At 53.7% G+C, this 18,659-nt stretch carries 18 protein-coding genes; 9 read left to right on the top strand and 9 right to left on the bottom strand.

Annotated elements, in window-relative coordinates; all coding sequences use genetic code 11:
- Window positions 1-142 precede the first annotated feature (142 nt).
- Window positions 143-1,150 carry a complex I NDUFA9 subunit family protein gene (locus tag AC5Q5A_RS00090; RefSeq protein WP_064780318.1) on the top strand — a complete coding sequence of 336 codons (1,008 nt, stop codon included), beginning with the start codon at window positions 143-145 and terminating at the stop codon, window positions 1,148-1,150.
- A gap of 107 nt (window positions 1,151-1,257) precedes the next feature.
- Here AC5Q5A_RS00090 and AC5Q5A_RS00085 read toward each other — a convergent pair whose 3' ends face one another.
- The gene (locus AC5Q5A_RS00085) at window positions 1,258-2,043 is read right to left on the bottom strand and encodes a cobalt-precorrin-6A reductase (protein WP_493893899.1); all 786 of its coding nucleotides are present in this window, start codon (window positions 2,041-2,043) and stop codon (window positions 1,258-1,260) included.
- Window positions 2,044-2,126: 83 nt separating this feature from the next.
- Window positions 2,127-3,245: a cobalt-precorrin-5B (C(1))-methyltransferase gene (locus AC5Q5A_RS00080; RefSeq protein ID WP_493893898.1), complete on the bottom strand. Its 1,119-nt coding sequence runs from the start codon at window positions 3,243-3,245 to the stop codon at window positions 2,127-2,129.
- 226 nt (window positions 3,246-3,471) lie between these two features.
- Between AC5Q5A_RS00080 and cobA the strand changes: the two genes are divergently transcribed.
- From cobA to AC5Q5A_RS00040, 8 genes are all read left to right on the top strand, one after another.
- Window positions 3,472-4,335: a uroporphyrinogen-III C-methyltransferase gene (cobA, locus tag AC5Q5A_RS00075; RefSeq protein WP_493893897.1), complete on the top strand. Its 864-nt coding sequence runs from the start codon at window positions 3,472-3,474 to the stop codon at window positions 4,333-4,335.
- 103 nt (window positions 4,336-4,438) lie between these two features.
- Window positions 4,439-5,215 (top strand): sulfite exporter TauE/SafE family protein, encoded by a 777-nt coding sequence (locus AC5Q5A_RS00070; protein ID WP_063086011.1) that lies wholly within the window; start codon window positions 4,439-4,441, stop codon window positions 5,213-5,215.
- 143 nt (window positions 5,216-5,358) lie between these two features.
- Window positions 5,359-5,973, top strand: coding sequence for an SCO family protein (locus tag AC5Q5A_RS00065; protein ID WP_008888932.1), 615 nt, complete (start codon window positions 5,359-5,361; stop codon window positions 5,971-5,973).
- Between the two features lie 61 nt (window positions 5,974-6,034).
- Window positions 6,035-7,378, top strand: coding sequence for a cobyrinic acid a,c-diamide synthase CobB (locus tag AC5Q5A_RS00060; protein WP_493893896.1), 1,344 nt, complete (start codon window positions 6,035-6,037; stop codon window positions 7,376-7,378).
- A gap of 88 nt (window positions 7,379-7,466) precedes the next feature.
- Window positions 7,467-7,931 (top strand): YcgN family cysteine cluster protein, encoded by a 465-nt coding sequence (locus AC5Q5A_RS00055; protein WP_008888934.1) that lies wholly within the window; start codon window positions 7,467-7,469, stop codon window positions 7,929-7,931.
- A 272-nt stretch (window positions 7,932-8,203) separates the two neighbouring features.
- Window positions 8,204-9,694 carry a methyl-accepting chemotaxis protein gene (locus tag AC5Q5A_RS00050; protein ID WP_493893895.1) on the top strand — a complete coding sequence of 497 codons (1,491 nt, stop codon included), beginning with the start codon at window positions 8,204-8,206 and terminating at the stop codon, window positions 9,692-9,694.
- 845 nt (window positions 9,695-10,539) lie between these two features.
- Complete coding sequence (locus AC5Q5A_RS00045; protein WP_493893894.1) at window positions 10,540-12,030, top strand: methyl-accepting chemotaxis protein; 1,491 nt, start codon at window positions 10,540-10,542, stop codon at window positions 12,028-12,030.
- Window positions 12,031-12,243: 213 nt separating this feature from the next.
- Window positions 12,244-12,996 carry an MBL fold metallo-hydrolase gene (locus AC5Q5A_RS00040; RefSeq protein WP_493893893.1) on the top strand — a complete coding sequence of 251 codons (753 nt, stop codon included), beginning with the start codon at window positions 12,244-12,246 and terminating at the stop codon, window positions 12,994-12,996.
- 22 nt (window positions 12,997-13,018) lie between these two features.
- On the opposite strand, the gene AC5Q5A_RS00035 is transcribed toward AC5Q5A_RS00040, so the two are convergent.
- From AC5Q5A_RS00035 to AC5Q5A_RS00005, 7 genes are all read right to left on the bottom strand, one after another.
- The gene (locus AC5Q5A_RS00035) at window positions 13,019-13,855 is read right to left on the bottom strand and encodes an alpha/beta fold hydrolase (protein WP_493893892.1); all 837 of its coding nucleotides are present in this window, start codon (window positions 13,853-13,855) and stop codon (window positions 13,019-13,021) included.
- Window positions 13,856-13,935: 80 nt separating this feature from the next.
- On the bottom strand, window positions 13,936-14,202 hold the full coding sequence (locus AC5Q5A_RS00030) for a DUF1150 family protein (protein WP_008888938.1): 267 nt from the start codon (window positions 14,200-14,202) through the stop codon (window positions 13,936-13,938).
- A gap of 16 nt (window positions 14,203-14,218) precedes the next feature.
- Window positions 14,219-14,716: an Hsp20 family protein gene (locus AC5Q5A_RS00025; protein ID WP_040822570.1), complete on the bottom strand. Its 498-nt coding sequence runs from the start codon at window positions 14,714-14,716 to the stop codon at window positions 14,219-14,221.
- 200 nt (window positions 14,717-14,916) lie between these two features.
- Window positions 14,917-16,587, bottom strand: coding sequence for an adenylate/guanylate cyclase domain-containing protein (locus AC5Q5A_RS00020; protein WP_493893891.1), 1,671 nt, complete (start codon window positions 16,585-16,587; stop codon window positions 14,917-14,919).
- A 223-nt stretch (window positions 16,588-16,810) separates the two neighbouring features.
- The gene (locus AC5Q5A_RS00015; protein ID WP_493893890.1) at window positions 16,811-17,536 is read right to left on the bottom strand and encodes a type 1 glutamine amidotransferase; all 726 of its coding nucleotides are present in this window, start codon (window positions 17,534-17,536) and stop codon (window positions 16,811-16,813) included.
- A 210-nt stretch (window positions 17,537-17,746) separates the two neighbouring features.
- Window positions 17,747-18,172: a DUF6691 family protein gene (locus AC5Q5A_RS00010; RefSeq protein ID WP_064780331.1), complete on the bottom strand. Its 426-nt coding sequence runs from the start codon at window positions 18,170-18,172 to the stop codon at window positions 17,747-17,749.
- Window positions 18,172-18,606: a YeeE/YedE family protein gene (locus AC5Q5A_RS00005; RefSeq protein ID WP_493893889.1), complete on the bottom strand. Its 435-nt coding sequence runs from the start codon at window positions 18,604-18,606 to the stop codon at window positions 18,172-18,174. Before AC5Q5A_RS00005 ends, AC5Q5A_RS00010 begins: the two co-directional genes overlap by 1 nt.
- Window positions 18,607-18,659: the final 53 nt, after the last annotated feature.

The following is an 18,659-nucleotide window of genomic DNA, read 5'->3' as shown; positions in this document are numbered from 1 at the left end:
GTATGTTCAGGCACCATATGATTTTCCACAGGATCAGTTTCGGACCGGATCGTCTTGGCGTTCCGGACCCCAAGGCCACCGAGCACGGGTATCTGATGTGGGCATCGTCCGCATCGTCCCGACCGGCAAGGAGAGAGCAAGCATGGATCGTCGTATCGTAACCGTTTTTGGCGGCACCGGATTTGTCGGACGTCATATCGTCAAGCGTCTGCTGGAGCGTGATTTTATCGTTCGCGTCCCGACCAGAAGCTTTGAGCGCGTCAAAAAACTCAAACCGATGGGCAATCTGGGCCAGGTCGTTCCGGTCCACTGCGATGTGCGCGACGAAGACAGCATCAAGGGCGCGCTCGAGGGGTCCGAAGCGGTGATCAACCTGCTTGGCATTCTCTATGAACGCGGCAGCAAGAATTTCCTTAATATCCACGTCAAGGCGGCCAAACGCATTGCCGAGGAAGCCAAGGCAGCCGGTGTAAAGACGCTTTTGCATATGTCGGCACTGGGTGTGGATAAAAACACCTCTGCCAACTATGCGACGTCCAAACTGGCCGGTGAAAAGGCGGTGCGTGAAGTGTTTCCGGATGCGGTGATTTTCCGCCCGTCGGTGATCTTTGGCCCGAACGACAATTTCCTGAACAAGTTTGCCACCATGGCGCGTTTCTCGCCGATGCTGCCGGTTGTTGGCGCACCGGGCCTTCCGAAAGTTGATCTGGGTGAAGGCAAGGTAGATCTGCACGGCGAAGGCGGCCCGAAATTCCAGCCGGTCTATGTTGGCGATGTTGCCGATGCTTTTGTCACGGCCCTTACCGAAGGCAAATCGGCTGGCAAGACCTATGAACTTGGTGGACCGGAAACCTATTCCTTCATGGCGCTTCTGCAGGACATGCTGCGCATCACCCGTCAGCGCGCCATTCTGATGCCGGTTCCGTTCTGGCTGGCCTCAATCAAGGCATTCTTCCTGCAGTTCCTGCCGGTCCCGCCGCTGACCCCGGATCAGGTACGGTTGCTCAAGACCGATAACGTCGTTTCCGAAGGTGCGGACGGTTTTGCCGAACTTGGCATTACGCCCAACAGCCTCGAGGCAATTGCGCCGTCATACCTCAAACGGTTCTGCCCGCCGCGTAAATCCGGTGAGTTCCGCCGTTTCGTCTAAAACGCACGGCTGATCAGATGATCAAAAAGAAAACCCCGCCAAACCGTTGGCGGGGTTTTTTCTTGTCTCGAAGGTGCCAAGGATATTGGCCAGCGTGCACAGGACCATCAGACCTTCTTAAGGGTCTCACGAACGGTATCGATGATTTCAGAACGTGACGGGGCCTGAATGACCGGCTCCCCGCCCGGGCGTTCAATCATTATCACCGGAATGCCAAGGTTCCGCGCCGCTTCGATCTTGGCAAAGGTCGCATCACCGCCGCTGTTCTTGCTGACGATCACATCGATTTCGTTACGTTCAAGAAGTTCGGTCTCGCTTTCAACACTGAACGGGCCGCGCGCAAACAGCCACTCACCAAATTCCAGATCAAACGGATCACGCGGGGCATCAACGGTGCGGACAAGCAACCACGTTTTTTCAAGCCCTTCAAAGGCATGCAGGTTCTTGGCACCGCTGGCGATCAGCGCGCGATTGCCAACGTCAGGCAGGATTTTGGCCGCGTCTTCAATCGATTTTACCATGATCCAGTTGTCATCTTCGGTCTGTTCCCAGGCCGGACGGTGATACTGAATGCAAGGCATTGCCACGGCATGGCAGGCCTTGGCGATATTGTGCGAAATCTCGGTCGCATAGGGATGGGTCGCGTCAATCACCAGATCAATCTGTTCGTTTTTAAGGTGGGTGATAATGCCCTCCGGCCCACCAAAACCGCCGATGCGAACAGGGACGCCATCAGGAAGGCTCGGCGCGCTGGTGCGCCCGGCGAGCGAGAGTTGCAAACGAACATCCCGGCCAAACTCATGCATCAGGTCCTCTGCAATGCGATTTGCGTCTCCGGTCCCGCCAAAAATAAGAATGCGTTTTGGACGTTCGGCAGGGCGGGAGAGGGACATGGGCAAAGAACCTTGTTGTTGCTTTATAACCTTGGATGGCCTGTTTGTTGTGCAGACACGGGAACAGATTAACGAACTGCTGCTTATGATGCCACCGGTCGGAATTGATCAAATTCGCCAATCCCGTGGCGGGCAATGATGGTGCCGTTGCGGTCGGTAATAACGACTTCAACGGCCGATGCGCCGTCCAATGTGGCGCGTGCGGATTCGCAGGCCTGACGGGCAATCGCATCTTCAATCTTAACGTCCGCCGCCTGACAAAGTTCCAGAACCTGTTTGGCGGTATTGGCCGTGCGGCACTGGTCTTGCAGCGTTTCATCGCCGCCGCACGCTGCAATCGTTCCTGCCAGCCGATCAAAATCGACCTGTGATCGGCTTGAATGCAAATCGAGATGCCCCTGGGCAAGTTTGACCAGTTTGGCAAAGCCACCGGCGATGCTGACAAAGGCAATCGGGTTCTTGCGAAGATATTTCAGCATCCCGCCAACAAAGTCGCCCATATCAAGAATGGCTTCTTCGGGCAGGCCATAGAATGCGCGAATGGCCGCCTCGGACGTTTTGCCGGTTGCGCTGGCAACATGTTCGCGCCCGGTCGCACGCGCGACGTCAATCCCGCGATGGATCGAATGGATCCACGCCGAACAGCTAAACGGGATGACAATCCCCGTGGTTCCCAGAACCGACAAACCGCCGACAATACCCAATCGCCCATTCCATGTCTTGGTGGCAATTTCAGCACCCCCGGGGATGGAAATCTCGATCTCGACATCGGGGCTTGCGCCATACTGATCACAAAGTGCTTCGATCTGTCCGATCATCATTTCGCGCGGTTTGGGATTGATCGCGGGTTCACCCGGCGGCAATGGCAGGCCCGGCTTTGTAATCGTGCCAACTCCGTCACCGGCATGGAATGTGATGCCGCCGCCGGGTTTGCCGACGCGCACCGTCGATATGATTTCCGCCCCATGGGTGACATCGGGATCATCGCCGGCATCCTTGATCACGCTGGCGCGCGCCCAGCCATCACCCTTTTCCGCCTTGATCAACTTGAAGGACGGCGTTTCTCCGCCAGGCAGGGTAATGGTGACCGGATCGGGAAAAACGCCGGACAGCAATGCCTGCCACGCGGCACGGGTTGCGGCGGTGGCACAGGCCCCCGTCGTCCATCCCTTGCGCAGTGGTCCTTCCGGTTTTCTTGCCATCAGTCGGTTTTTTTCCTGTTAATCCTGTCGGTGTTTTCGCTATTGAGGGCGGGGATAAGATCCGATTGGGAAACTCAATTAAACATCAATAATTATGTGATTTAAAAAGTTATACGAAAAAATATCGGAAATATGTTGTGCGTATCGTTTGATTGCTGTTTAACATATCCTCTTGATGCGGTCCTGCACAGATGGCTGCATTTCATTTAAGTAGAAGTATCGCGCGATGACGAACCTTGGTGTTGATTTTCCGGTTTTTGAACCGGGTTGGGTATGGCTTGTTGGGGCGGGACCTGGTGATCCCGGTCTTCTGACGCTGCATGCCGTCAACGCCATGCAACAGGCCGATGTTGTTGTCTTTGATGCACTGGTCGATGAACGAATTTTGAACCTTTTGCGTCCCGATGCCAAACGCATCTATGCGGGCAAGCGCGGTGGCCGTCCATCTTCGAAACAAGCCGATATTTCCCTGCAACTGGTTGAACTGGCCAAACAGGGCCTGCGTGTTTTGCGCCTTAAGGGCGGTGATCCGTTCGTGTTCGGACGCGGCGGTGAAGAAGGCATGACCCTTGTCGATCACAATGTGCCGTTCCGGGTGGTGCCGGGCATTACCGCCGGGATTGCTGGCGCGGCCTATGCCGGTATTCCCACCACGCACCGCGACTGCAATTCGTCGGTGACCTTTGTCACCGGCCACGGCTCCAGTGGTGAAGTGCCAGACAATATCAACTGGGCAGCACTCGCCAAGGGCGCACCCGTTCTTGTCATGTATATGGCGATGAAACATCTGCGCCGGATTTCGTCGGAACTGATGGCAAATGGTCGGGCCGCGGATGAACCGCTTGCCGTGATCAGTCAGGCGACCACACCGGGACAGGGAATTCTGATCACCACCCTTGAAAAGGCGGCTGATGATGTCGAACGCGAAGGTGTTGAGCCGCCTGCGGTGTGCATTCTCGGCAAGGTTGTCGGTCTGCGTGATCGTCTGAACTGGCTTTCGCCTCAAGACGATGTGACCGCGGTGCGCCATGTGCCGTTCGAACAGGTACTTGATCTGATCACCGCACCGGCAGATCCCCTCAAGAACTGAACGTCGATCCCGCCCGAAAAGGCGGCAACAGATTGATATATATCGTTGCCGGTGGGGCGCGCGACTGTACAATCGCGCGCATATGTTTTGACCCGGATGGATCATGGACGAACAGCAGGTATTGATACGCATCCTTGAAAGCGGTTGGGCGCAATGTGCCGATATCGTACGCACGGATGGCGGGGTGCTTCTGACTGCGTTGGTGGCGGGACTGGTGGGCAGTGCGACCCACTGTGTCGGCATGTGCGGCCCGTTCGTGATCAGTCAGGTCACCAGCCGGATGGAACAGCTCCCGGTCGAGAAAATGAGCGAGTTTCGCCGTCTCACCGGTGCGGCACTTTTGCCCTATCAGTTCGGGCGGTTGTCGACCTATTGCCTGCTGGGCGTGCTGGCCGGCTATTTCACCGACAGCATCAGCGCCCTCACCCGTGTCTGGTGGATCGGGCCGGTGTTGCTGATTGCGGCCGGTGTGTTTTTCCTTCTTTTCGGTATTTTGGGCCTGATGCCCCATCTGGGCGGGTTGTTGCCATCGACCGGCGAATCACGCTGGTGGAATAAGCTGGTTGGCAACCGCGCGCGTGGGCTTTTCCAGGCCCCATATGGCTGGCGGGGATACTTGCTGGGCGTGATGCTGGGCTTTATTCCCTGTGGTCTGGTTTATGGTGCGCTTGTTATGGCGGCCGCCACCGGTGCGGCGCTTAATGGCGGGGCGGTGATGCTGGTATTTGGCCTTGGCACGGTGCCGATGTTGTTTGTCACAGGCTTTGTCGGCCAATATGCCGCACAGCGGTTCCGGGCCCTGATGGTGCCAGTGGGCCGTGGACTCATGATTATTAATGGCCTGATCCTGTTTGCCTTGGCAGCAACGACATTGGGCTGATGGGGTCGGGCAGCGTGATCAAGTGTGAGCTTTCCCACAGGTGCTGACCTTGCAAGAATGTGTAGGGTATTTATAGTGCCCCGTCAGTTTGTGGCACACAAAGATCGGTTGTCCGTAACCGGCAAAGAGATGAGGGTGGACGCGTGAGCAAAAAGACGCTTCTGGCAATTCTGGGTATTGCCCTGGTTCTTGGTATCGGTCTGACCTATCGTCTGATGATGATGGGCACGGAAACCAATTCGTCCGGTACGGCGTCGATTGGCGGTCCGTTCACACTTGTCAATCAGGATGGCGAAACTGTCACTCAGGATGACTTCAAGGGCAAATACATGCTGACCTATTTCGGCTATACCTTCTGCCCGGATGTTTGCCCGACCGAATTGCAGGTCATGGGAACAGCACTTGATATGATGCCCCAAGACATCGCAGATGAGATCACTCCCGTCTTTTTCACCGTCGACCCCGAACGCGACACGGTCGAAGCGGTTGCCGAATATGTGCCCTACTTCCATGATCGGATGGTTGGGTTGACCGGCACCGTTGAACAGACAACGGCGGCCGCCAAGGCGTTTCGTGTTTACTACGCCAAAGCAATCCCGGAAGGTGAGCCGGAAGATACCGATACCTATCTGATGGACCATTCATCCTTCGTGTATCTGATGGATCGCGAAGGCAAATTCGTCCGCCACTTCAATTACGGCACCAGCCCGGAAGACATGGCAAAGGGCGTGACCGAGGCGGTCAAAAACAACGGCTGATTATTCCGTCGCGTAATGCCATGATCATGGCAAATAAATTCGGCTCGGAGAACAGCCCAAAATGCCTGACACCATTCCGGGGATCGTGATTGCGGCCCCCGCGTCAAACAGTGGCAAGACCGTCATTACCTTGGCTCTTCTGCGCGCGCTGACCCGCAAGGGCCATAAAATTGCCGCGGCCAAAACCGGGCCGGATTATATCGACCCCGCCTTTCAGGCCGCCGCCTGTCGCGATACCTGCATCAATCTTGATCCATGGGCAATGACGCCAGACCAGATCAACGGTCTGGCCCGCGATCACACGCACGGCAAAGCCTTTTTGATGTGTGAAGGCGTGATGGGCTTGTTTGATGGTGCCGCCAACGGCGATGGATCGACCGCCGATCTTGCCGCCCTTGCCGGGTGGCCGATTGTTCTTGTGGTCGATGTGAAAGGCCAGTCGGCCTCTGCGGCGGCGGTGATTTCCGGCTTTGCCAAATTTCGTGATGACATCAATGTTGCCGGTGTGATCCTTAATCGGGTGGGCAGTGACCGCCACAAGCAAATGATTGTCGATGCCTGTGCCAAACATCTGCCGGATCTGCCAGTGCTTGGCGCGGTCCGGCGCAGCGAAGACCTGATTCTTCCGGAACGCCATCTTGGTCTGGTGCAGGCCGGTGAACATGCCGAGCTTGATAGCTTTCTCGATCGTGCCGCCGATATCATTAGTGAAGATGTCGATCTTGATGCCTTGATCGCACTGGTGGGTGAAACCGCCGGAAAGGCGAAGAAAACCAAAAAATCTGCAAAGGTTAAGTCGACCGCACCCGTGATTGCCCCGCTTGGCCGTCATGTTGCGGTGGCGCGTGATGCGGCCTTTGCTTTTAGCTACCCCCATCTTCTGAATGGCTGGAGTGCGGCGGGGACGAAAATTTCCTTTTTCTCGCCATTGGCGAACGAGGCTCCGAACCCGGATTGTGATGCAATTTATCTGCCCGGCGGCTATCCGGAACTGCATGCTAAAACCCTTGCCGCAGCCAAGGTTTTCAGGGCTGGCATGCACGATGCTGCCCAACGAAGCATCTTGATTTACGGCGAATGCGGCGGGTACATGACCCTTGGCAACGGCCTTGTTGATGCCAGTGGTACGCGCCACGAAATGCTTGGTCTGTTGCCGCTTGAAACCAGCTTTGCCAGCCGCAGGCTGCATCTTGGCTATCGCGAGGCGCAGCTGGGCATTCCGACCCCGTTTGGTCCGGCAGGCATGAAGCTGCGTGGTCATGAATTCCACTATGCGACTACGCTGTTAGAAGACGGCATGCCGTTTTGCCGGATGAAAACGGCGACGGGTCTTGATCTGGGCCCTGCCGGTCTGGTGGATGGAAGTGTTTTTGGCTCCTTCTTCCACATGATCGCAGAGAGTTGATCAACCCGTTGTTAGACTTGAATGCGACGGGGATTACGCGCGGGTTAGACTATGTTATGTCTCAATGACGGCCCGACTGAGAGAGATCATGGATAAAAAAGACCGCGTCGCATTGCCACCTGAACCATTCTGGGAAACCAAGACTCTTGCTGAAATGACGCAAGCGGAATGGGAATCCCTTTGTGACGGCTGTGGCAAATGTTGCCTGCACAAGCTGCAGGACGAAGAAGACGATTTTGTCTATTACACCTCGGTCGCTTGTCGCCTGCTTGATTGTCATACCTGTCGCTGCAAGGATTATCCCAACCGGACCCAGCATGTTCCCGATTGTGTGCAGCTTTCCAAGGAAAATGTCGAAACCCTGTCCTGGATGCCATCCACATGTGCCTATCGCCTGATGGCAGAGGGAAAACCACTTCCGGACTGGCATCCGCTTAAGACAGGTGTCGCAGACTCGGCCATTATGGCAGGCATGTCCGTGCGTGGCATGGCCATCCCCGAAGACGAAGCCCATCCTGATCTGACACGCTACATCGTGAAGTGGCCTGCCTGAATTTGCGAATAGTTGCAGTCAGATATGACGCTGTCTTATTCGAATTTCCTCGAGTTTCGCAAATTTGATCGCGGGTTTTCGCATGTCAGTCCGAAATAGAATGAGAATGCCTTCTCTCCAGAGATCCACAAGCCAAAAGTTGCAATAGATACTTTCGTAACCATTTGAGGAAAAATTATCCTACCCCGTGGTTGAAATACTAGCTGCATAGCTAATATCTACCTTCAAGTTGTTCTCCAAAAGTATAGTTATTTAGCTGTGAGGGTATTGAGGTGGGTTTTCAGTTTTTGCAAGGGGACGCTGACGCGCGCGGTGAAAAGCAGGTTACGGCAGCGCTCGGCAAGTCAATGGCGCGCATCGAATTTGACGTTGACGGTAACATCTTGCGTGCCAATGAGAACTTCTTGGCTGTCATGGGCTATTCGCTCTCCGATATTAAAGGCAAGCATCATTCGATTTTTGTGCCCGGCGAAATCGTCAAAAGTGCACCCTATGCCGAATTTTGGAAAAAACTGCGATCGGGGGATTTTGCTTCGGGTGCCTTTCAGCGTGTGCGCAAGGACGGTGAAAAAGTGTGGCTGGAAGCAACGTATAATCCAGTTTTTAATGAACGCGGCAAACTGATCAAGGTTGTTAAATTCGCTGCCGACATCACCGCAAGACGCAAGGAAGCGGCTGTAAAGGATAGTGTTTTGCAGGCGATTGATCGCTCGCAGGCTGTGATCGAGTTTGATCTTGATGGTACGGTCCTGACAGCGAACGCAAATTTCCTCAAAGTAATGGGCTATGAGCTCAAGGAAATTGTTGGAAAAAAACACCGTATATTTGTTGAAGACGCGTACAGCAAAAGCCCGGAATACGCCGAATTTTGGAAAAACCTTGGTGAAGGCGAGTATCAGGCAGCCCAGTTCAAGCGTATTGCCAAATCTGGAAAGGAAGTCTGGATCGAAGCATCTTACAACCCGGTATTCGACCAGGACGGCAAGCCCTTCAAGGTTATCAAGTTCGCAACAGACGTTACAGAGCAGGTCTCCCTGCTGGTCGATCTTAAGAAGATGATCGATACCAATTTTTCAGAGATTAACCAGAATATCCAGAAGCTTGAGCAAGCTGCCCAAAGTGGTGCCTCCTCAGCTGAGGAGACTTCGGCAACCGTCCAGACAGTTGCGGCAAGTGCTGAAGAGCTGGCAGCTTCAATTTCGGAAATAGCGCGCAGCATGAATAAATCTCGCGACGAGACGGAACGGGCTTTTGAACAGACACAGGCCGCCAACAGCTCGACACAAAAAATGTCAGAAGTTGTCGCGTCTATGGGCAGTATCGTAGAGGTTATTCAAGGCATTGCCGGCCAGATTAACTTGCTGGCGTTGAATGCTACGATCGAAAGTGCTCGCGCAGGTGAAGCTGGAAAGGGTTTTGCCGTGGTGGCAAACGAGGTAAAAAATCTCGCCAATCAGGCGGCCAAAGCGACTGACCAGATTTCTGAAGAGATTTCAGGAATCCAGAACATATCTAACGAGGTCGTCAACGTGCTTCAGGCCATAAGTGGTTCAATTGAAACCGCTCGTGACAGCGTGACCAATATTGCGTCTGCGGTTGAGGAACAAACTTCGGTAACCGGTGACGTATCGCAGAACATGCAAAGTATGGCTCTGGCGGTAGAACAGCTCTCATCAGATCTTGATGAAATCAATCAGATATCCACTCTGGTTGGAGACTCGGTTGATCGCACTGAACGTGCAGCAGAAGTTCTTGCCCGCTAAAATTATTCAAACTCATGTGCATCTATATAAATGGGCCAAAGCTGAAAGGCTTTGGCCCATTTGTTTGTGACATCAAAATGCGGACTCATGCCTTGTCTTGGTGCAGAAGGTTTACCAGGTTTCGAACGGGTCTGATTGTACAAACACGCTGTTGCCTAAGAACATCGACGCACGTTCAACGGAACGGATGATTATCTGGTTGCACTCACAAGCTCCTGTCCGCACTTGGGTAACTTCTTCGATGTGGTGCAATAGCTACACGCATTGCATTACTTTCCGAGAGCTATGCAAAAGGGTTGCAAGCTAGGGTCCAAGCATCCTCTTGTGCGTGAGATAAATCTCATTGGAATACGGTAGAATGTTTTTGTCGTTGCCAAGAAGCTTTCTAAGCAGCTGTAATATAACTAATAAAATTAAATATTGTTGCTCACGAACTGACTTTTTCTGTGTAGCCAAGCAAATTCACTTGCGCTAATCAAAAGTATATGTTTGGTATAGGTGATCATTTGTTCAAAGCGGGATTATTTATTCAACGGCAGAAATACTTCAAACTTCGCCCGGTATGGCTGAGAGCCTAGCGTACCCGATGCAAAGTTTGAAAAACTGCAAGAAATTCCGAACATCTGACTCATCAAACGCAAGTCGTTTGAAAACCGGGAATGATCTGTGTTGAAGATCTCACCGTATCCTCTCGCATGAGAAGTGAACGCTCGCAGGCTTAGGTCTTATCATGCGTATGTATGAGAGATCTTGTTGCGCGTTCTTAATTTTGACCAAACGGTCAATAACCCCGCGAGGCTGACGGGAATTAACGGGATAAACCCGTTTACGCAAAGGGTATAAAAGTGGGTATTGGATTTTTAAAGGGCGACGTCGAGGCGCGTAATGAACAACAAGTCACCGCTGCGCTCGGTCGCTCAATGGCACGCATCGAATTCAACGCGGAAGGCAAGATCCTCTCGCTGAATGAAAACTTCGAAAAGACGATGGGCTACAAGGCCAGCGATCTTATCGGCAAACATCACTCATTGTTTGTCCCCGAAGAGCTCATCAGTTCGGCAGATTACAAAAATTTCTGGAAGAGACTGGCATCAGGTGAGTTTCTGACCGGGGCCTTCCCGCGCAAACGTCGTGACGGATCGTTGATTTGGCTTGAAGCCACTTACAACCCGATCCTCGACGCGAAGGGCAATGTAACCAAAGTCGTGAAGTTTGCGACCGACATTACCGAACGTCGTAACGAACGTGCGTTGCTGCAAAGCGTATTTGATGCGATCAGCACCTCGCAGGCGGTGATCGAGTTCAATCTGGATGGCACGATTCTGACCGCCAATGAGAACTTCCTGTCTGTGCTGGGCTACAGCCTTGATGAAATCAAGGGCAAGCATCACAGCATGTTCTTGCCTGAAGATCAGAAAAATTCTTCAGAGTACCGGGCTTTCTGGCAAAGCCTGAACCAGGGAAAATTCCAGGCCGGTCAGTTCGCCCGTGTGGGCAAGAATGGCAAGAAAGTCTGGATCGAAGCGACCTATAACCCGGTTCTTGATGCTGTTGGCAAACCGATCAAGGTGATCAAATTTGCCACCGATATCACCGAAAAAACCAAGCTTCTGATCGACCTTAAAAAAATGATCGACGGTAACTTTACCGAGATCGACAACAATATCACCGAGCTCAACACGCGCACGGTTCAAAGCGTTGATGCGTCAACCAACACGATGGAACTGACCCGCAACGTTGCGGCCAGCACCGAACAGATGGCCGCCTCAATTGCCGAGATTTCCCAAAGCATGGCCCAGTCACAGGGCGCAACCGAGCGCGCCTACGAGCAGACCAACACCGCCAACGAAATGACCCAGCGCATGACAGGCGTGGTTGACGAGATGGGCAATATCGTTGAAGTCATTCGCAACATTGCCGGGCAGATCAACCTGTTGGCACTGAACGCGACGATTGAAAGTGCCCGTGCGGGCGAAGCTGGCAAAGGGTTTGCCGTTGTTGCCAACGAGGTCAAGAACCTTGCCAATCAGGCGGCGCGTGCCACCGAAGACATCACCCAGGAAATTACCGGTATTCAGGAAATTTCCGCCGAGGTCGCCGGTGCTTTGGAGACCATCCGTGGTTCGGTTGAAACTGTCCGTAACGATGTCACCAACATCTCTTCGGCGGTGACAGAGCAAACGGCGGTTACCGAAAATGTCAGTACCAGCGTGCGCGACATGGCCCGGTCTGTCGAAAACATGTCAGATAACCTTGCCGCCATTCGCACGACGACCGATACGGTCGCATCCTCTGTACAGCGCACGCGCGAAGCGGCCGAAGTGCTGACGCGCTAATCAAGGCCGAATTCTTCGATCGAAAGCTGCCATTGAAAGGGCGGAGCCAAACGGCTCCGCCCTTTTGTCATGGAATATGACAGTTTGAAGATGATCAAGGTATCCTGCGGGGAACCACTTGCCTTAAGCAGGGGGAAGTCACAAGAATGTCGGCTTGAGACACTTGGAGCTGATATGCTCCGGGCTTGCAGGGGAAATACGGGGCGATAAGGAATGAACAGCGATCATCTGCGCATTGATGTTCTTGGTGTGGGCGAGGCCTTCGATCCGAACTTTGAAAATTCGTCGGTCGTGGTGTCTGCGGGCGACTTTCGCCTCTTGATCGATTGCGGGGCAACGGCGGCCGGGCGGCTGATGGCCAAGTTTCCCGATCCGGATGCGATTGATGCGATCTATTTCACCCACATGCATCCCGATCATGTTTTCGGTCTTGTGCCGGTCATGCTGAACTGGCGCGATGATGGCCGTTCAAAGCCGTTGCGCATTCTATGCAGCCCGCAATTGCGCACGCATCTTGAAAAACTGATGGAACTCGGTTTTACCGGGCTTGGGTCAGCCTGGCCGTTTACCATCATCTGGCATTCGATTGCCGAGACAAATTCAATTGGTCCGTTTGAATGCCGTTTCGCGCGGTCCGATCACAGTGTGCAGAATCACGCGATCCTGTTGCGCTACGCGGACAAGGGATTTGCCTATTCCGGTGATGGCAATGTAACAGCAGAAACCGCCGCCCTGTTTACGGGTGCGGATCTGGTGTTTCAGGAAACCTATCTGATCAAACATGACCCGCAACATGCAGCTCACTGTGATCTGGAAACGGTTTTGAAACTGGCCTCTGACATGCCCGGCGCGCGTTTCTGGCTTTATCACGTCAAACGCAATGTCCGCGCGGAAATGGCCCAGATGCTGCGTGGGAACGAGCAGGTCCGCATCGCTGCACCCGGCGAAGTCATCGAAATCCGCTAGACCATATCTTAGAGCACCTTATTTATTCGGGTATGCTTTCTTTCAGGCAATAAAGCACCTCATAGGGCGCTGTCAGTTGTGGCAGGTGCCCGTATGAATCGATGATGTGTAACGTGCTGTTGGCAAGTTTAGCATTCAGATAATGACCAACTTCCAGCGGTACGGCAGGATCCCGGGCGGGTTGAATGATTGTGGTTGGGATCGTAATTTTTGGCAGGATATCGCGGAAGTCAGACTGAAAAATGAACCGTGCTATCTTTATTGCGGTTTGGGTTGGCATGGCCAGAAGGCCGGACGCAAATTCACGAACGAACAGAGGAAATTCGTCGCCGACAATCACCGGGGCAAACCCGTTTGCCCAATCTTCGTAACCTGCTTCCATTGCGCCAAAAAGACCATCAAGATCATTTTGCGAGAAACCGCCGTGATAGTCACCTTCATTGAGATAGCGTGGTGAAGGCGCAATCATGGAAATATGATCAAATATCTCGGGGCGTTTGCAGGCCGCGATCAAGGCAACCATACCGCTCACGGAATGCGTCAGTATTTTTGCAGATGAAATGCCTTGTTCATCAAGGATCGCTATCAGATCATCGGCAAAAGCGGTAATGGATGTATGTCTTCCGTCTTCGAATGTTGCCCTGCTGTTCGGGCCTGCCCCTGCAAGGTCATACACCCCGATATCGTAATGTTTAAGAAGGTCTGGCAACAACAGTCGCCAACTACGATGATCGGTCCCGAACCCGTGCGACAGCACCATCAAAGGGGCATCCGCGCGCCCGCGAGCATTGCGGATCAGGCGCCAGTTATGCAGCTCTGACAGTGTTTTCGATGCTTTCTCGTTCGACGTGTCGCTCAACTTGGTCAAACCTCCGAATGAACTGAAAAAAGTACCCGGCGGGCCGGGTACTTCAAAAGCATCTTAGCATTGTAGGCGACTTAGTGAACCGCGCGGGGCTCCATGTCGTGCTGGCGGATGGCGGCATCCGCGACGGCATGGTTTTCAAACGACGCGATATGGGTACCGTCGGCGGTGAAGACGCCATAGACCAGTTCGTCGCTGTCGTTCTCCGTATTGGGAACCGGACGCACATAGGCAAAATCATGAATACCCAACAGGGCGAAGTCACCATTTGACAGAAGACCGGTATCCTGGCCGATCCGCTGATCGCTTTCGGTATCGTGGTTATTTGTTCGATTTGTCATTTGAACCACTCCTTGGTTAGGCTTTGCCGTCTATTTGATCAGCATTGCTATCCTCGTCCTCGACATTCATGTCGATGGTTTTTGACGGCACAGCTTTTTTCTTGTTCGAGCCAATCGCAATTTCGCGGACGACCGGTTCCGGTAGGGGTCTGTTCAGGTCAACATGCAGCAGACCATTATCCAGATGCGCACCGACGACTTCGATGCCTTCGGCAAGGACGAAGGAGCGCTGGAACTGTCGTGACGCAATGCCACGGTGGATATAAACACGTTCGCTGTCATCATCGGTATGTTTGCCGCGAATGATCAGCTGGTTGTCTTCAGTGGTTACCGACAGGTCTTCCTCGGCAAATCCGGCAACTGCGACAGTGATTCGCAGTTTGTTTTCACCAATCTGTTCGATGTTATAGGGCGGATAACCCTCGGCCTTGGTTTTCGAGACCTGATCAAGAACGCGTTCGATCTGGTCAAAACCCAAAAGCAACGGGCTGTTGAACATTGAAATTCGTGACATTTGCAGCACCTCCTCCATCAGAGCGAGTGTGGTTGTTTTCAGATCCCACGCATTGTGCGTTTCGGGCATCTAAGTGTTCGACCCGAGGCATTCGGCACCGAACGTTTTAAGCATTCAAGTGGGTACAGACCCTGACTAAATAAATGTGGTTTTCCTGCCAATAGTCAAGCCTTGCCTGAGGCACAGACATAAGACATCGACTAATTCTTGGTTTGTGTCAGATCCGGCATGGTTTCAAGCGCATAATAGGCAACCGACTGATCCTTGCCGCGCAGCGCAACCTCATGCATCACGGCGTTTTCCGGCAAGGGAATCGGCCCGTGATCAAACAGCGTCTTGGAAATCACCAAGGGTACGCCATGCCCCTTGGTCTGGGCTTCAAGGCGGGCGGTGGTGTTGATCGTATCGCCGATTGCGCTGATGTTTTCGCGGCCGGGCGGGCCCATTTCCCCGACAATTGCCTTGCCCATATGGATGCCAATTCCAATGCGCAACGCATGGGGAAGTTCGGATTTAAGATGCAGGTTAAGGCCTTCGATCCGGCGCAGCATCTCGGCGGCTCCCTCAAAGGCCTGCAAGATGGTGCGTTCGGTATCATCACTTTCGTGACCATAAAGCGCCATCAGGCCATCGCCGGTAAACTGCGCGTAATAACCACCTGTGCCGCGCAATGCCTCGGTCATCTCGGCAAAGAACTGGTTGAGGATGAAAAGCACGTCATAGGGCATCTTGCTTTCGCCAAGCTTGGTCGAATCGCGCAAGTCGATAAAGATACAAACAACCTGTCTTTCACTGCCCGAAAGTCCGCCGGGACGTCGTCCGTCACGCGCGGTGGCGTTGGGCGGCAAAAGCGGGGCGACCGCCAGATCATTCTGCGGTCTGATCTGACAGGCAAGGCGCATGCCCTTGGGGGCCTGAATGCTTTTGAGTGCTGCGGCCTCGATATCACCGGGAGGGGCAAGGTGATCACTGCCTGATCCACAATGGATCCTGCACGTCGTGCAGCGCCCGTGCCCGCCGCAAACCGATGCCATCGGAACACCGGCATCGCGCAGCGCCTCAAGCGCTGTGGCACCGGGCGGTACACGCACGAAACGCCCGTTGGGCAGGCTCAACATCGGGCCGCGCTTGACCCGATCAAAGGTCTGTCGGATCTGGCGCACACCAAAAGGTGCCAGCGCAAGGGCGACACTCAGGATCGTGAAGGGCAAAATCGCGTTTTCATAGAAGGTGATGGCGTCCTGATTGACATTGGCGGCATCAATCACCCCAAACACATATTTGCGTCCGCCTTCCTCTGCGCGGCGGATCACCTCGGCCGCCGCGGCTGAGTAACCGGCAAGCGAAAGTGTCGGGATCAGAATTGCCAGCGTGCCAAGCGTATTGCGCCATTTCGGATAGAACGGTTTGACCCGCAGCCAGAAATGAATGCCGATGCAGCCATGCGCCCAGACAACAATCACCGTGATCGCCTGCAAGATGCCCTGATGCGGAATAAACACGGCCAGATCCAGAAGAACGCGTTCAAACGGTGAATCAACATCAAAGCCCAGATCGATAACCCGGGTCGCGATGATATGGCGGAACAGCAGGAACGGAATGCACAGGCCAAGGATCATCTGTGCCCATTCCGATTTGCGCAGGCGCAAGGTGCGGCGGCTGGTCAGGCGTGCGGTTGCCAACAAAAAGTGCGTTATCAGCGACAACACCAACAGGATCTCAAGCGGTGGAAACTGCCAGACTTCCGTGGTGTATTCCCCGGCTTTTTCCATCAGTTCCGGTGAAACGATGCCTGCCGTATGGTTCAGCAAATGCGTCAGCACATAGGCAAACATGGTCAGGCCGGAATACAGCCGCAGATTCTGGATCATCGCTTCGGGTGCCTATTCTTCATTTGCGCAGTCTCTCGGTGGTCCAAACTTGAACGTCGACATTCTGCGGTCGATCACATCATTTTGCTGCGTCCATGGTTGAACAGGATCATGCAACACCTTTGGTTGATAAAGTGTTTTGCATCTTCAGGCACGAAAAAAGCCACCAGGATTTCCGGTGGCTTTCTGTGATTTGGTGCGTGATGTCGATATGATCCGCGCCTTAGGCAGCGGACTTGATACGCTTTCGTGTCATGAACTTCACGAGCGAGCGCGCGAAATCGACACTCGTGATCGGCGTCTCAAGTGACTTCATGGCAGCTTCATGCACATCATCGGGGATCAGGTCATAACGGGCCTGCAAAAGGGCGGTCTCGTATGGTTTCATGAACTCCGGATGCGGCTGGATCGAGGCGGCATTATCGCCATATTGCAAGCCGGCATAGGGGCAGAAGTCGGAACTTGCCCAGACAGTTGCACCCTTTGGTGGCTCAACCACCTGATCCTGATGGAAAGCATTGATGCGGATCTTCGTCGGGCTGTCAGACAGCCAGTCGCTGTTGCGTGCATCAACCGCGTATTCATGTACGCCCACACCCCAACCCTTGTCGGACTTGATGACCTTGCCACCAAGTGCTGTTGCCAGGATCTGATGACCGAAACAGATGCCAAAAACCGGCTGACCGGCAGAAACCGCATCGCGCAGGAAGTCCTGCAGGCGGATCATCCAAGGCAAGTTTTCATAAACGCCATGTTTTGATCCCATGATCACCCAGCCATCAGCATCGCGGATTGAATCCGGAAAAACGTCTTCCAGAACGGTCCAGGTTTGAAACTCAAGACTCGGGTCAACGTCGCCGAGCAGCTTTTCGAGCATCCCGGGGTAGGAGGCGAAATCGTCGCGAAGTTCTTCCGGGGCGAATCCGGTCTCAAGAATGCCGATCTTCATGCAAAAACCTCTGTGGTCGTCAATGTGGCGCTCTTGCTGAGTTATGGGATTTTAACGCTAAAGACAAGCCCGGTGCTGCGAGATTTTAGTCAAATTTTGACCGGAAATGCGAAACCGCCCGGCGTAAAGCACGGGCGGTTGCAAAACCTGCGGCCAGCGTCTGGGGGATCAAACCGGCCGCAGATTATCGGGTTCAGTCTTTGGCCGGGTTTATTTGTTCAGACCGATGGCACGCGCGCCGCCCATGCCGGCAATCATCGCGACCACAAAAATAATCGTATCTGTATGGCCGAAGGCCAGTGCACTAAGGGCCGGACCCGGGCAATACCCAACCAGTCCCCAACCGGTACCAAACAACAGGCCGCCAACAACCAGTTTGGTGGTGATGGCACGGTTGGTCGGCAGGCTCATCTCGCCGCCACAGACCGCCTCGGTCCGGTTCTTTGCAAACTGGAAGATTGGAATGGCAACCGCCAGCCCACCGCCCATGACGAACGCAAGACTCGGATCCCATCCCCCATCGGCAATCGCCCAGATATCAAGAAAACCCAGAACCTTTTGCGGGTCGATCATGCCCGAAATGTAAAGGCCAAAGCCGAAAATCGTGCCGCAAATCAGGGAAACAATTATCCGCATTACATGCCTCCCATCAGATGGCGGGTGACAAGAACCGTGACAAAGCCTGCTGCCATAAATGACAGGGTCGCGACCAGCGATCGCAGCGAGAACCGCGACAGGCCGCAAATGCCATGACCACTGGTGCAACCGCTACCAATCGTGGTGCCAAGACCAACCAGAAGACCGGCAATGACGATGACCGGTAATGAGCTTGTCACGACACTCTGGGCTTCGATCTCGGTTGTGTTCATCAGGATGAACGGACCGACAACCAGTCCGATGATGAAGGCCAGTCGTTCAAAAACAGCAGAACCACCCCTGGTCGGAGTCAACAAACCGCCAAGAATGCCGCTAATCCCGGCAATTCTCCCATTGAGCAAAAGATAAAGGCCAGAGGCCAGACCAATAAGTCCACCGCCAATCAGGGCGGAAATCGGAGTGAAGTTTTCCATCATTCAATCCATCAAAATCAGAATTTATATTAATGTATGATAATTAATTGATC

It is taken from the genome of Thalassospira sp. CA1, assembly GCF_059052855.1.
Note: the sequence above shows the minus strand (reverse complement) of the source record. Positions and strands in the feature narration are given on the sequence as shown.